Source organism: Vagococcus lutrae (genome assembly GCF_003987555.1).
In the GTDB taxonomy this organism is placed as follows: Bacteria; Bacillota; Bacilli; order Lactobacillales; family Vagococcaceae; genus Vagococcus_A; species Vagococcus_A lutrae.
This window is the reverse complement of record NZ_NGJW01000002.1, coordinates 1-14,910: the sequence shown is the minus strand read 5'-3', so window position 1 is coordinate 14,910 and position 14,910 is coordinate 1. Positions and strand designations below refer to the sequence as shown.

At 37.8% G+C, this 14,910-nt stretch carries 13 protein-coding genes; 2 read left to right on the top strand and 11 right to left on the bottom strand.

The genetic code is table 11. The features are described 5' to 3' along the window. The first annotated feature begins 60 nt into the window (after positions 1–60). Positions 61–2,433: a transglycosylase domain-containing protein gene (locus CBF33_RS01770; RefSeq protein WP_126761029.1), complete on the top strand. Its 2,373-nt coding sequence runs from the start codon at positions 61–63 to the stop codon at positions 2,431–2,433. Positions 2,434–2,492: 59 nt separating this feature from the next. Here the strand turns inward: CBF33_RS01770 and ccpA are convergent, their stop codons facing one another. Then, the gene (ccpA, locus tag CBF33_RS01765; protein WP_126761027.1) at positions 2,493–3,494 is read right to left on the bottom strand and encodes a catabolite control protein A; all 1,002 of its coding nucleotides are present in this window, start codon (positions 3,492–3,494) and stop codon (positions 2,493–2,495) included. Between the two features lie 202 nt (positions 3,495–3,696). On the opposite strand from ccpA, the gene CBF33_RS01760 reads away from it, so the two are divergent. Continuing rightward, entirely contained in the window at positions 3,697–4,800 is a 1,104-nt protein-coding gene (locus tag CBF33_RS01760; RefSeq protein WP_126761025.1) for a M24 family metallopeptidase, read from the top strand. 88 nt (positions 4,801–4,888) lie between these two features. On the opposite strand, the gene CBF33_RS01755 is transcribed toward CBF33_RS01760, so the two are convergent. The 10 genes from CBF33_RS01755 to CBF33_RS01710 form a co-directional block, all read right to left on the bottom strand. Next, entirely contained in the window at positions 4,889–5,422 is a 534-nt protein-coding gene (locus tag CBF33_RS01755) for a DUF2179 domain-containing protein (RefSeq protein ID WP_126761023.1), read from the bottom strand. Positions 5,423–5,478: 56 nt separating this feature from the next. Beyond that, the gene (locus tag CBF33_RS01750) at positions 5,479–6,414 is read right to left on the bottom strand and encodes a metal ABC transporter substrate-binding protein (RefSeq protein ID WP_126761021.1); all 936 of its coding nucleotides are present in this window, start codon (positions 6,412–6,414) and stop codon (positions 5,479–5,481) included. 107 nt (positions 6,415–6,521) lie between these two features. Beyond that, positions 6,522–7,667 (bottom strand): molecular chaperone DnaJ, encoded by a 1,146-nt coding sequence (gene dnaJ, locus CBF33_RS01745; RefSeq protein WP_126761019.1) that lies wholly within the window; start codon positions 7,665–7,667, stop codon positions 6,522–6,524. A 142-nt stretch (positions 7,668–7,809) separates the two neighbouring features. Next, positions 7,810–9,636 (bottom strand): molecular chaperone DnaK, encoded by a 1,827-nt coding sequence (gene dnaK, locus CBF33_RS01740; RefSeq protein WP_126761401.1) that lies wholly within the window; start codon positions 9,634–9,636, stop codon positions 7,810–7,812. A 33-nt stretch (positions 9,637–9,669) separates the two neighbouring features. After that, positions 9,670–10,227, bottom strand: a complete 558-nt coding sequence (grpE, locus tag CBF33_RS01735; protein ID WP_126761017.1) for a nucleotide exchange factor GrpE — start codon at positions 10,225–10,227, stop codon at positions 9,670–9,672. A 20-nt stretch (positions 10,228–10,247) separates the two neighbouring features. Continuing rightward, positions 10,248–11,294, bottom strand: coding sequence for a heat-inducible transcriptional repressor HrcA (gene hrcA / locus CBF33_RS01730; protein WP_126761015.1), 1,047 nt, complete (start codon positions 11,292–11,294; stop codon positions 10,248–10,250). 146 nt (positions 11,295–11,440) lie between these two features. Then, positions 11,441–12,580, bottom strand: a complete 1,140-nt coding sequence (hemW, locus tag CBF33_RS01725; protein ID WP_126761013.1) for a radical SAM family heme chaperone HemW — start codon at positions 12,578–12,580, stop codon at positions 11,441–11,443. Between the two features lie 3 nt (positions 12,581–12,583). After that, positions 12,584–13,531 carry a riboflavin biosynthesis protein RibF gene (ribF, locus tag CBF33_RS01720; RefSeq protein ID WP_126761011.1) on the bottom strand — a complete coding sequence of 316 codons (948 nt, stop codon included), beginning with the start codon at positions 13,529–13,531 and terminating at the stop codon, positions 12,584–12,586. Between the two features lie 12 nt (positions 13,532–13,543). Continuing rightward, complete coding sequence (gene truB / locus CBF33_RS01715; RefSeq protein ID WP_126761004.1) at positions 13,544–14,461, bottom strand: tRNA pseudouridine(55) synthase TruB; 918 nt, start codon at positions 14,459–14,461, stop codon at positions 13,544–13,546. 170 nt (positions 14,462–14,631) lie between these two features. Further along, a partial coding sequence (locus CBF33_RS01710; protein WP_148112232.1) for a transposase occupies positions 14,632–14,910 on the bottom strand: 279 nt, incomplete at its 5' end.

Here is a 14,910-nt window from a genome sequence, read left to right as displayed (position 1 = left end):
TAAAAGATTTTGTTATAATAAAGTGATTCTATCAAAGGAATTAGGGGTGATGAAACAAAAATGAATAAAGAACGGGTGTTTTTCGGACTAAATGTTTTCCTTAGCGTCTTACGTTCGCTAGGTTACTTTTTTATAACAGTCTTGATATTAGGGGGCACCTTGTCATTAGGGATTGGGTTAGGCTATTTTGCTTTTCTTGTTTCAGATACAGAAGTACCAGATAAGGAAACAATGGTCAAAGCAATCAATGATATTGAATTAGTCTCCTCCTTTACCTATGATAATGGAGAAAAAATCGCTGACTTTAAATCAGATTTAGTTAGAACGCGTGTCAATTCCGAGCAAATCTCACCAATTGTAGAACAAGCACTAATTGCGACGGAAGATGAATACTTTAACGTACATAAAGGCATTGTACCTAAAGCCTTACTTCGTGCCGTTATCTCAGATATTACTGGAATTGGCGGACAATCTGGCGGTTCAACCTTGACTCAACAGTTAGTTAAGCAACAAATTTTAACAGACGAAACCACATTCTCACGAAAAGCCAATGAAATCCTTTTAGCTCTTCGCTTAGAAAAAATGTTGTCGAAAGAAGAAATATTAACTGCCTATTTAAATGTTTCCCCTTTCGGAAGAAATAATAAAGGACAAAATATTGCTGGAATTCAAGAAGCAGCGCGAGGATTATTTGGAAAAAATGCTGATGATTTATCACTTCCTCAAGCAGCGTTTATCGCGGGCTTACCGCAAAGTCCTATTGTTTATTCACCCTACACTAATCTTGGACAAATCAAACCAGATGAAGGGTTAACTTATGGTCTAGAACGGAAAAATCAAGTGTTATATAGCATGTATCGTGAAAAATTTATTGATAAAGCACAATACGAAGAAGCTTTAAACTACGATTTAAAACAAGACTTCTTACCTCAAGAAATTATCACTGATCAGACGAATAACTACTTATACTATCAAGTAGAAAATGACACGATTGAAACGCTTATGACAAAGATTTACGAAAAGGATAACATTAGCGAAGCCGATATTAAAAAAGATGACAAGCTCTATGACAAGTACTATCAATTAGCTGAACGCGAATTACGACGTGGTGGATATGTCGTCCAAACAACGATCAACAAAAACATTTATGAAGCAATGAATAATACTGCTCAAAACAGTGGCTATATTTTAGATGATGGTTCAGGCAATACCGTTCAGCTAGGTAGTGTCTTAATGGAAAATCAATCAGGAAAAATCATTGGTTTCGTAGCAGGGCGAAATTACGAAGAAAGTCAAAATAACCACGCTTTTAATTCACGACGTTCACCCGGTTCGACAATGAAACCTATTGTAGCGTACGCACCAGCCATTGATACAGGAATGATTGGCAGTGAGTCACAACTTTCCAATCATGCTCGTAATTATCCGGGTGGTGGAAAACTCACGAACTACGGAGGACAGTCAGGAAATGAATTTAAGTCGGTTAGCAAAGCTTTAGCTGTATCAGACAACATTCCTGTCGTAAACTTGTACGAAAAACTAATCGAACGAACCAACGTTTATGATTATTTCCAAAAAATGAACAGTACAATTAATCCGGATAACTTCTCACACCTCTCTCTACCTCTTGGTACGGGAGAAGTGACGGTTGACGAACAGACGAATTATTATCAAACATTGGCAAATAATGGCGTTTATCAAAAAGGCTATATGATTCATAAGATTGTAGCGCCAAATGAAGAGGTTATATATGAACATCAAGATGCCGGTATTCCTGTTTTCAAACCAGCTACCGCCACTATCATGCAAGATTTAATGCGCCACGTCTTAAATGATAATAACGGAACTGGTCGCCCCGCGAAAGGCGCACTATATGGATTAGATAATAACTTAGCCAATGCCGACTGGGTAGGTAAAACAGGGACATCAGAATTAGAACGTGACTACTGGTTTATTGCATCAACACCCGGTGTGACATTAACAACATGGATTGGAAAAGAAGATGGACATTCTTCGATGGATTATCGTTGGGGTAATAATAATATGCAAATGTGGGCAATGATCGCAAACGCTGCCTATCAACAACAACCTGACTTATTTAAAGTCAATCAACGTTTTGAATTAGATAATAGCGTGATTAAATCAGAAGTATCTGATCTAACCGGAACAAAAATGGGGAATATCACTATAAATGGACGTAACATTAACGTACCAGGTAAAAAAGTACAAAGTTACTTCGCGCAAAATGGTGCGGCTAACCCTGACTTCCGCTTTGGTATTGGCGGGACAGATGCCAATTACCAACAGTTCTGGAATGCCCATTTACAACCTAAAAAAACACCCCCAAAACCAAAAAAAGAAACAAAACCGACTTCAAGAGAACCTGAAAAAGACGATGAAAAAGAGTCAGATAGTAAGGACGATGAAGATTAAAAAAACTTGGTATGTAAGTTGCCTGAACGGCGACCTTACATACCAAGTTTTTTATTATATTATTTTGTTGAATCTTTACGACTAATGCCATGAGGTAAAATAACTGTTTTTTCGTCATTTTCCTCTTTATTCATCATTTTTGTAAGTAGACGCATTGAAACGGCACCGATATCATATAAAGGTTGTGTTAAACTTGTCATTTTTGGACGTACAATGTCGGTTAATAGCGAATTATTTGTTGTAATAATTTCAAATTCTTCAGGAATCTTAACGCCTTTATCTGTTAATGCATTTGAAATACCTACTGCTAATAAATCATCGGCAACGTAAGCTGCTGTTGCGCCAGCAAAAAGTAAACGCTCAGCTAGGTCTTCCCCATTTTTATAGACGTATTCTGACTCGAATACTAATCCTTCAGTATACGTTAAGTCATGTTTTTTCAATGCTTCTTTGTAACCAGCTAAACGCTCTTTCCCATTAATCGGGTCAAGTAATGAGCCACTTACAAAGGCTACTTTTTCATTGCCATTTTCAATCAATAATTCAACGGCTTCTTTTGCTCCTTCGTGATAGTCAATATTAACTGAACCTACTTGCTCATCTGGATCAATAGATCCAGCTAACACAACTGGTGTTTTAGAGCGAGAAAACTCTCCACGAATCTCATCTGTAATATGATGTCCCATAAAGATAACGCCATCTACTTGTTTAGCAAGCAAGTTATTTAACACATTAATCTCTTTTTCGGCGTTTCCGTCTGAGTTCGCTAAAATAATATTATACTTATACATCGTTGCAACGTCATCAATACCACGCGCAAGTGATGAGAAGTAGATGTTGCTAACGTCTGGGATAATAACTCCGACTGTGGTTGTTTTCTTACTTGCTAGTCCTCTAGCCACTGCATTTGGTCGGTAATCCAAGCGCTCAATAACCTCTAATACTTTTTTTCTTGTCACAGGTTTTACGTTTTGGTTGCCGTTCACAACACGTGATACCGTAGCCATAGAAACATTTGCTTCACGAGCTACATCATAAATTGTAATTGTTTGTTTTTCCATTCTTCTTTTCTCCGTTTCTATTTACATTTCATTTCAGAAAATAACATATTCTATAACTACTGATAACATATCAGAAAAATAAAGCAAATGCAAGCGTTTTAGTACTGTTTTCATGAAAATGAAAAGAAAATTTAAAATTTGATATCGATTGAAAGAAATGACTTTATGTTCTATAGTTATATCATGAAAGGATGTGTTGTTAATGTATCAACAACGTATTAATGCTTTACAAGAATGGATGAGAGAAAATCAAATTGAAACAGCGTATTTGAATCATCCGAATAATATTTCTTATTTTACTGGTTTTGATAGCGAACCACATGAAAGAATTCTGGCACTGTTCATATCAGCTAATCATGAGCCTTTCCTCTTTACTCCGGGATTGGACGCAGAAGACGCTAAACGAAGCGGTTGGAATTACGATGTCGAAAGCTACTTAGATAGCGAAAACCCTTGGGCTATCATACGTCAAGCATTTGAGAAACGTCATTTTTCTGTCAATCATTTAGCGATTGAAAAAGATAACCTATCTGTCGCTCATTTTGATGCGTTTAGCGACCAATTTTCAAATGTACAGGTCAAAGCTGACCTAACCCCTTTTATTCAACGTCAAATGCTTATCAAAACAGACGATGAAAAACAATTAATGATTGAAGCTGGTGATTGGGCAGATGTCGCATTCGAAGTTGCCTTTAATGCAATTAAAGAAGGCGTCAAAGAGTTTGAAATCTTAGCAGAAATTGAATACCAGTTAAAACTACGTGGGGTTTCCTCAATGAGTTTCGATACGATTGTTCTTGCGGGCGAAAATGCAGCAAGTCCGCATGGCGTTCCTTCTGATAATACAGTCAAACCAAATGAATTTGTTTTATTTGACCTAGGTGTGCTTTGGAAAGGCTATTGTAGTGATGCCACACGAACTGTTTCTTACAAAGAACCCACGGCTCATCAAGAAAAAATTTATAATATTGTCTTACAAGCACAATTAGAAGCTGAAAAAGCTATCAAACCAGGTATTACAGCGGGTGAATTAGATAAAATTGCGCGTGATGTCATTACCGAAGCTGGATATGGCGAATACTTCAACCATCGTTTAGGACATGGTATTGGGACAAGTGTTCACGAATTCCCTTCACTTGTAGAAGGAAATGATATGGTCATTGAAAAAGGCATGTGCTTCTCAATCGAACCAGGTATTTATATCCCTGGAGATGTCGGCGTACGTATTGAAGACTGCTACTACGTTACCGAAGACGGTGCGATACCTTTTACTCAAACACCAAAATCTCTTCAAATTATTGAATAATAAACATACTGACAACATTATAACGACCCCCAACTGTTAGATATAAATCAAACGGTTGGGGGTCATTATATAATTTAATTAGAATAGGCTATTTTTTTATCCGTTTTGTCCAAAAGCCACCGGATATATATTTAGGTTCATGCGAAATCACAAACGCTTTAGGCTCGTCTTCTGATATTTGACGATACAGGACACGCTCATTTTTACGAGAAGTCAACACTTCTAAAATCATCCGCTCGCCTTCTCTTCCATATCCATAAGTGACTGTCACACCATAACCCAAATCTCGAAGTTGTTTGGCTAACATACTTTCAGTCTTAGGTAAAATTACTGTAACCATCATATAGCCGAGCGCGAGTTTTTCCTCAATTTTAATCCCGACAGCAATCCCCGTTCCATATCCAAGTGCATAGGCCATCAAGTTTAGCGGGTTATCCAAACGATTTAACACCATGCTTAAACCAACTACATAGACAGTAATCTCAAAAATACTAACAAGTGGCGCTAATAAACGGTACCCTTTCATCGTCAACATAAAACGAATGGTATTTAGCGTAATATAGACAAAGTTAATGCCAAAAATAAACAGTAATAATTTTAAATCCACGACTTTCCCTCCCATGTCTATTCATTGTAACGACTATTCGTTCTCAGGTAAATTTTTCTGAACGATCAGCTTTATTTGTTATGGATACTATAGGAAAGTGCTTTTAAATTTTCCTGCATAATAGAAAGATAGTCCTCTTTTTCTTCTCGTTCTTTTTTGCTCAAACTTTCAAGTGTGTGCAACGTTAAAATCTCCGCATTGGTTTCTTTCGCAATCGTTTCTGCCATTTTACTAGAGCCACCTTGCTCGGTATAAATCACAGTAATATTATTTGCTTCCATGAAATCTTTTAACTGTGCCAATGTCTTAGAACTTGGTTCCGCATCAGGTGTCAACCCGGCAATCGCAACGGGATGTAAGTCATAACGTTTCGCTAAATAACCAAAGGCAGCATGTTGTGTTACAAAAGTACGGTTTGGCGCATTTTGAAACGCTTGTCGATAATCCGTATCTAACTGCACAAGTTTTTCTTTGAAATTTGCTTGATTCTCTCTAAACACCTCTTTATTTTCAGGAAATGCTTTGCTCAATTCATCGGTAATATGTGTTACTTGTTGTTGTGCTAGCACGGGGTCTAACCATACATGCGGGTCATAGACATGATGATGTCCATCTTCATCATGTTCACCATGTTCATCATTTTTTTCCATTTGTAATGTTTCACTTGCTTCAATAATTTTAATCTCACTGTCCTTTAAAGAATCAAGTAAACGCGGCACCCATGACTCCATTTCTTTTGAATTGTAAATAAACACATCGGCATCTTGAATTCGTGCCAAGTCTTTAGCGCTCGGTTCGTAATCATGTGGCTCAACATCTGAATCAATCAGCATCGTCACATTTGCCTCATTTCCTACAATTTTTGAAGTAAAATCATACATAGGATAAAAAGTTGTTACAATATCTAATTTATCAGCATTTTTTGATGAATCATCTGTTTTTTTACACCCTGTTATCATCATCCCCATTAAAAACACTGCTGCTATTACTAGCCATTTTTTCTTCATAGTATCTTCCTTTTCATTAGAATCGTCATATTTATAATACTGTTTTATTATACAGATATAATTTAAGGATGCCATAAAAAAAAGAAAAAGTAAAATGTCGAAACATTTTACTTTTTCTTATCAAAATTAAACGCGTCTTTCATTTTATCAAAAAAACCTTCTTCATGTTCAAAATTATCGTCGCCACTTGCTTTAGCAAAAGCGTGGAGCGCTTCTTTTTGTTCATGGTTTAAGTTTTTAGGCGTAATGATTTTCACATTAACATGATGATCGCCGTTGTTAGAACCACGTAGACGCGGTGCTCCCTTGCCTCTTAAGCGGAAATTAGTTCCAGACTGTGTGCCTGCAGGAATTTTTAATTTAACCTTACCATGTACAGTTGGGACTTCTACTTCTGCTCCTAATGTTGCTTGTACAAAGCTAATCGGTAACTCATAAAATATATCGCTACCGTCACGATCAAAGATATCACTATCTTCAACATCAAAAATTACGTATAAGTCACCATAAGGGCCACCATTATAACCGGCTTCTCCTTGTCCACTTAAGCGCATTTGTTGACCGTCTTCCACTCCGGCCGGAACATTCACTTTTACAGAGTGCGTGCGAGCTTGTCTACCAGAACCATGACAATCTGAACATGGATCTTTAATGGTTTGACCAGAACCACCACATTGGTCACACGTTTGACGGCTCATGACACGACCTAAAGGCGTTTGTCGTTCAACATTAATAGTCCCTTGACCATGACATTTTGAACATGTTTCAGGATGTGTCCCCGCTTTAGCTCCGCTACCGCCACACGTTTGACAATTATCTTCACGACGGAACTTAATCGTCTTTTCAGCACCGAAGATAGCTTCTTCAAATGTTAAATCCAAATTGTATTGTAAATCGGCTCCTTGACGCGGTGCATTTGGATTAGCAGTACGACCACCGCCTCCAAAAAACGATTCAAAAATATCTTCAAAACCGCCGAATCCACCTGCGCCTCCAAAGCCACCAAAACCGCCGCCTGCGCCGAAGTTTGGATCAGTACTTGCATGACCATATTGATCATAAGCCGCTTTTCGTTGTGGATCACTTAATACTTCATAAGCTTCAGATACTTCTTTAAATTTATCTTCTGCATCAGGTTCTTTATTTATATCTGGATGATATTTTTTAGATAATTTACGGTACGCACGTTTTATCTCATCATCAGAGGCTGATTTTGATACCCCCAGCACTTCATAATAATCTCTCTTAGACATGGGTATTCCTCCATTCCCTATAAACTAATAAGCCTTTTAAATCATAACATAAATCACTTATATAGCAAACTACTATCATTTAAAAAGCTTACAAGTAGAGAAGCCAATCAAAACTGATTGGCTTCCTTAACTTGTTTCAAAATTATTTGTCGTCTACTTCTTCAAAATCAGCATCGACAACATCATCAGCGCTTCCTTGTGCGTCAGCATTTTCTGCTTGAGCTGCTTGTTCTTGTGCAGCTTGTTCATACAACTTAACGGTTAATGCTTGAACGATTTCATTCAATTCATCACGTTTTGTTTTCATTTTTTCTAAGTCATTTTCTTCAACCGCTGCTTTTAATTCATCACGAGCTGCTTCCGCTTTTTTCACTTCATCCTCGTCCACTTTACCTTCTAATTCAGATAATGTTTTGTCAACTGAGAATAATAAAGCATCCACATCATTACGTAAGTCAGCTTCTTCTTTACGCGCTTTATCTGCTTCAGCGTTAGCTTCTGCATCTTGAACCATTTTTTCAATTTCTTCATCTGTTAAACCTGAAGAAGATTTGATAGTGATTTTTTGTTCTTTTTGTGTGCCTAAGTCTTTAGCACTTACGTTTACAATACCGTCTTTGTCAATGTCAAATGACACTTCAATTTGAGGTACGCCACGTGGTGCTGGTGGAATATCCGTTAATTGGAAACGGCCAAGTGTTTTATTGTCCGCTGCCATTGGACGTTCACCTTGTAACACATGAATGTCAACTGCTGGTTGATTATCAGCTGCTGTAGAGAATACTTGTGATTTGCTTGTTGGAATCGTCGTGTTACGGTCAATTAACTTCGTAAATACGCCACCCATTGTTTCGATACCTAATGATAACGGTGTGACGTCAAGTAATACCACATCTTTGACATCTCCTGAGATAACGCCACCTTGGATAGCCGCACCCATTGCTACTACTTCATCCGGGTTAACTGATTTGTTTGGATCTTTATTTGTTTCACGGTGTACAGCTTCGACAACCGCTGGAATACGTGTTGAACCACCAACTAAGATAACTTCGTCTAATTCAGAAGCTGATAGACCTGCGTCTTTAAGCGCTTGACGAACAGGTGCTTTCGTACGTTCTACTAAGTCTGCTGTTAACTCGTCAAATTTTGCACGTGTTAATGTCATTTCTAAGTGAAGAGGTCCTGCTTCTCCTGCTGTAATAAATGGCAAGCTGATTTGGGTGCTTGTCACACCTGATAAATCTTTTTTCGCTTTTTCAGCTGCGTCTTTTAGACGTTGAACAGCCATTTTATCTTTTGATAAGTCGATACCATTTTCTTTACGGAATTCAGCGACTAAGTAATCAATCACTTTTTCGTCAAAGTCATCCCCACCTAGATTATTGTCTCCGGCAGTTGATAATACGTCAAATACACCGTCACCAAGTTCTAAAATAGAAACGTCGAATGTACCGCCACCTAAGTCAAAGACTAGAACGCGTTCTTCTTTATCTGTTTTATCTAATCCATAAGCTAAAGCTGCTGCAGTTGGCTCATTCACAATACGCTCAACTTCTAGTCCAGCAATTTTACCAGCGTCTTTTGTTGCTTGACGTTGTGAGTCATTAAAATAAGCTGGGACAGTAATAACGGCTTTTGTTACTTTTTCGCCAAGGTAATCTTCAGCAAAACCTTTCATGTATTGTAATACCATTGCTGAAATTTCTTGTGGTGTATACGATTTGCCTTCCATTTCTACTTTATAACCAGCTTGTCCCATGTAACGTTTAATAGAAGCAATCGTATTTGGGTTTGTTACTGCTTGACGTTTAGCAACTTCCCCTACTTGAATTTCGCCATCTTTAAACGAAATAACAGATGGTGTCGTACGATTTCCTTCTGGGTTAGGAATAATTTTTGCTTCGCCACCCTCTAAAACTGCTACTGCTGAGTTTGTTGTTCCTAAGTCAATACCAATAATTTTACTCATCATTAAGTTCCTCTTTTCTTTTATGTTTTATTTTTATTGTGCAACGATAACCATTGAAGGTCTTAAAACTCGGTCGTGTAGTTGATACCCTTTTTGTAATACGGTCACTACTTCGTCTGCTTGTTGCCCTTCTTCTAATGGTACAGTTTGTACCGCTTGGTGGACATTAGGGTCAAAAGTTTCGCCTAAAGCTTTGATTTCTTCAATGCCGGCATTTTTCAATGCAACAATAAAGCTTTCATAGACCATTTCAATTCCCTTTTTCAAGCTTTCTCCCGTTTCTTCTGACACTTCAATATCGAGTGCACGTTCTAAGTTATCTAATGCTGTTAAAAGCTCTTTACCTAAATCTTGCGAACGATACTTTAACAATCCTTCACGCTCTTTTTGGAATCGATTACGCATGTTTGCTATTTCTGCTTGCGCACGTAAAAACTTATCTTCCATTTCAGATAAAGATTCTTCTAATTCTTTAACAGGATCTACTTCTTCTACCGTTGTTTCTTCAACAATCTCCTCTTGTTGTTCTTCTTCAGCCGCCGTTACGTCTTCGTCGATAGGCGCTACATGTTCTTCGTTATGCTCTGTCATGCAAACCTTCCTTTCTCTTTCTAAGATGTGGAAAACGAGTCAATCAAACGATAATAATCGGTCAAATGATTCGCTAATTCATGGCGAAAGACATCCATTAAACCAAACATCTTAGCATAAGACATATTGGTTGGACCTAAAATTGCAATCGTTCCTTTTCCATGTCCAGGAACTTGATACGAGGCTGTCATCAGACTCATTCTTGCCAGTTCATCTTTTTCAAGTTCGTTACCAATCTTGATTTCTATGCCATCATCTGGTACCTCAATTAATGACACAACTTCATCGTGATTATCCATTAAAGAATAAATCGATTTAAATGAGGGTACATCTGAAAACAAATCAAAATCGAGTAAATTCATTTTCCCACTCACATATACTTTCTCTTCAAATGCCTGACCTAATGCCATTTCAAAAATATCCATGACACTGCCTGGCGATTGAAAATATCGTTGTAAAATCAATGGGATTTCTGTCCGTAATTTATGATAAACGGTAATCAAAGGTTCTCCGATTAGTTTATCATTAATAATTCGCACGATTTGTTCAATGTCCGAACTTGAAATCGATGGTGGTATCGTGAATATCTGACTTTCAACATTCCCCTTATCCGTTACAATAATAGCCATCAATTGTTGATTGTTTAAAGGAACAATTCTAAATCCTGTCAGTCGGCGCTCATTGATTTCAGGTCCCAATGAAAACGCCGTATAGCTTGTTAAATCAGAGAGTATTTTCGCTGATTGCTGAATAATATCGTTAATCTCACGAAAATCTTTACGAAATGAGGTTTTGATTCTACTTACTTCTGCTGGTGTCATCGATCTTGGCTGTAAAAGGTGGTCGACATAAAATCGATAACCTTGAACAGAAGGGATTCTTCCTGAAGAGGTATGCGTTTTTTCCAAGTAACCTTTTTGTTCTAGGGCGGCAAGGTCATTACGTATCGTTGCAGAACTCGCCTTAACTCCAGCGTTCATTAACGTTTTAGATCCTACAGGCAATCCGTCAGAAGTATAAAGTTGAATAACCAACTTTAATATTAACTGTTGGCGTTCTGTCAGCAAACTCTCACCTCCTCTGATTTTTTAGCACTCTTATTGCACAAGTGCTAACTACATTATCTAGTATAACAACCTGTGTTTTTTTTGTCAACAGAAAAGACCAACAGATTAGCACTCTTTATAATTGAGTGCTAATCTGTTGGTCGTTGTTATTTATCTAATAAGAAACGCTGAAAAACATTGTTCCCAAGTGCTAAGCCTCGACGCGTTAAGGCGATATGTTGCGTATCTTTCACAAGCAACTTTTCTGCAACAAGTTCTTCAATAACATTTCCAAAAACTTCATCTAGGGATTGGTTAAATTTTTCATAGAATAAGGCATATGAGACGCCTTCACGTTTTCGCAAACCTAAAAACAATTCTTCTTCCATACGAGCCTGTTCAGTTAAAATTTCTTCATCACGTATAGGCCTTTTCTGTTCTTTTAATGGCTGCATGTATTGCTGTATCGGACCGAAATTACGATAACGCACACCATCTAAATAACCGCTAGCTCCAGCACCTAGTCCATAGTATTCTTCGTTATTCCAATAGACTAAGTTATGCTGACTCTCTTTACCAGGAATCGCAAAATTACTGACCTCGTATTGTTTACGACCGTGCGCCTCCATAAACGATGCCGCAAGATCAAACATATCTCCTTCTTCATCTTCATCTGGCAAATGCAAACGTCCCTGTCTAGCTAGATTATAAAAAACGGTTTGATTCTCTAAGATTAGCGAATACAGAGAGTAGTGTGGTAAGTCTAACGAAAGAGCTTTATCCAATGAGTCTTGAAAGCTCTCTAGTGATTGGCCGGGTAGCGCGTAAATTAAATCAATGCTCACATTGTTTAAGCCGCTCTTCTCTAATAATCTCATCGTATCAAAAACATCAGAGGCTGTATGTTTACGCCCAATTTTTTTTAACAAACGGTCATCAAAACTTTGAACGCCCATTGAAAGCCGATTGACTCCATAATTTTTTAAGACAGAAATCTTATCCGCTGTTAAATCACCAGGATTCGCTTCCACGGTAAATTCGACTCCTGATGCTAGAGGTAATTGTTCATGAATCCCAATCATTAGTTTTTCTAATTGCTTGGCACTCAAGGAAGTCGGCGTACCGCCACCAATATACATGGTAGAGAGCGGATGAGCTGAAACTTCCTCTTTTAGAAAACTCATCTCACGAATGAGCATATCGATGTATTCATCAACAGGTTGTCCTTCTATAAAAACTTTATTAAAATCACAATAATAGCAAATATGCTCACAAAACGGGATGTGAAGATACGCCGATTTTATCATCTTCTAAGCGCCTCTCTTCTCAAAATATTCTCGAGTATCAATTTTATCTTGATTTAATTGTGCAATCAGACCTTCAGGGCCGTCAAATTTAATTTCGCCTCTGAGGTAATGACACCATCGAACGCTCACTTGTTCTCCATAAATATCAGCATCAAAATCTAAAATATTAACTTCCACAGTTTTTTCACGGTTTTTCTCAAACGTAATGTTGTAACCTATTTGAGCCATACCATGATACGTCTTATTAGCCACTTCAAATTCAACAGCATATACACCATTTTTTGGCAAACGTGCTTTTTGAGGGGTACGAATATTTGCGGTTGGGTAACCTAGCGTCCGTCCGCGCGCATCTCCATGAACGACAACTCCCTCAGTCTCGTAATCATAGCCTAATAAATGGGCGACTTCTTCCATTTTACCTGCTTCTAACGCAGCTCTAATAGCCGTCGAACTGATTTTATCACCTAAGGCTTCTTGTTTTTCGACTCGTACGACTTCAAAACGATTTTGACTATATGAAGGTAATTGCGCCATAGAGGCAATATCTTTAGGTCCATACGTATAGTCAAATCCTGCCACCGCTACTTGTGCATGTAATCCGACAATGTATTGGTCGACAAAATCTTGTGGCGCTAAACTTGCAAATGCAGAAGTAAATTCGACTACATATAGATAGTCGACCCCTAATTCTTCCATGCGGCGCGCTTTTTGTTCTACAGTTGTTAAGTATTTCATCGTACCAGGTTCTATTTTTTTAAAGACGATAGATGGATGTTGATTAAACGTCATGACAGCGAGCTTTAAGCCTCTCGCTTCTGCTTGTTTTTTTCCTTCATTTATTACGGCTTGATGACCTCGATGAACACCATCGAAAAAACCAAGTACCATCACCACTGACTCAGTAGGTATTTGTTTAGCATGATATGGATGATGTAATGTTATAACTTTCATGATAAGACTCCCTTATTCATTGATTCTTAATACTTTAACAGGCTTAAGCCAATCACTTTTTGTTGGATGTTGCTGATAGATTGCAACTATTTTTTCATGATAGTAGCAAGCAACCGGTGCATCCAATGAAACAAACGGATATTCAGACAAAGATAAAAAGCGTCCATTACGAACATCTTCATAACGCTCATTTGTTAAGTCAATACGTTGGAACTGCTCAAAAGCTAATTCAATCGGAAGTAAAAATGATCGATCATTCTGCTCCATCATTGTTTGAATATCTTGTAAACGATAACTTTTAGCGGAAGTTAATCCTCCGCTTGCAAGTCGTGTTAGGTCAGACATGTGAGCTGCTACACCTAACGCTTTTCCTGTATCAACAGCTAATGTTCGCACATAGGTCCCCTTACTGCAAATCACATTAAAACGCCAAGAGACCGTTTGCTTCTCAGCATCGTAAACAAGTGGACTAATTCGCTTAAAACTAGAAATAGTTGTCTGACGTTGGGGACGTTCAACCGGTATCCCCTCACGTGCATATTCATACAAACGTTTCCCGTTAACACGTACAGCAGAGTACATTGGTGGCACTTGGGTGATTGTCCCAATAAAACTAGCCATAACACGATCTACTTCTTCTTCAGATAATGGAGCTAAAATCGGAGTTACCTCAACCTTCTCTCCACTAATATCTTCTGTCGTCGTACTAAAGCCTAAGGTAATCTCACCCGTATATTGTTTATCATGTGTTTGTAAATACTCTATCGTCTTCGTCCCTTTGCCAACTGCAATAGGTAAGACACCGTCAACATCTGGGTCTAGCGTCCCACCATGCCCGATTTTTTTTGTCTGTAATATCTTTCTTAATTTAAATACGCAATCGTGGCTTGTCATACCTCGTTCTTTCCATAGCGCAATTATTCCATCCATTTTCGCACCTCTTCATCTCAAATAACTTATTTAGTATAGCATATAAATCAGATTTTCGTTAAAAAATGCCTAAAAAAACCCCTGACAAGGGATATGGGCTCTTTGTCAAATAGGACTGATGAGTCAAAATGAAGTCGAAAGATGAGTGGAACTCGTTCCATTCATCTTTTTTATTTTACTTCAATGAGACGATTCATCATGAATATTCTTAATTTCATGTTCTCAAATGATTTAAATCCATAGGATACCCGTTTTAAGGTTTTAATATGTGTGTTTTTAGCTTCAATCTTACCGTTTGAATAAGGATATATTAAGGAATTAAGAATCCCTTCTTCATAGTTTAAAAGGTTTTGAAGTTTCTTACGAAATTCTGAATCTAATGTTTCAGGTAGTTCTTTTAGTTGTTGGATAAATGACACGTGATTTTTGCTTCTGAAAGCATCCATAAT

Coding starts and splice junctions, on each gene's coding strand:
- CBF33_RS01770 (WP_126761029.1), top strand. CDS start 61: ATGAATAAAGAACGGGTGTTTTTCGGACTAAATGTTTTCCTTAGCGTC.
- ccpA (WP_126761027.1), bottom strand. CDS start 3,494: ATGGAAAAACAAACAATTACAATTTATGATGTAGCTCGTGAAGCAAAT.
- CBF33_RS01760 (WP_126761025.1), top strand. CDS start 3,697: ATGTATCAACAACGTATTAATGCTTTACAAGAATGGATGAGAGAAAAT.
- CBF33_RS01755 (WP_126761023.1), bottom strand. CDS start 5,422: ATGGGAGGGAAAGTCGTGGATTTAAAATTATTACTGTTTATTTTTGGC.
- CBF33_RS01750 (WP_126761021.1), bottom strand. CDS start 6,414: ATGAAGAAAAAATGGCTAGTAATAGCAGCAGTGTTTTTAATGGGGATG.
- dnaJ (WP_126761019.1), bottom strand. CDS start 7,667: ATGTCTAAGAGAGATTATTATGAAGTGCTGGGGGTATCAAAATCAGCC.
- dnaK (WP_126761401.1), bottom strand. CDS start 9,636: ATGAGTAAAATTATTGGTATTGACTTAGGAACAACAAACTCAGCAGTA.
- grpE (WP_126761017.1), bottom strand. CDS start 10,227: ATGACAGAGCATAACGAAGAACATGTAGCGCCTATCGACGAAGACGTA.
- hemW (WP_126761013.1), bottom strand. CDS start 12,580: ATGATAAAATCGGCGTATCTTCACATCCCGTTTTGTGAGCATATTTGC.
- ribF (WP_126761011.1), bottom strand. CDS start 13,531: ATGAAAGTTATAACATTACATCATCCATATCATGCTAAACAAATACCT.
- truB (WP_126761004.1), bottom strand. CDS start 14,461: ATGGATGGAATAATTGCGCTATGGAAAGAACGAGGTATGACAAGCCAC.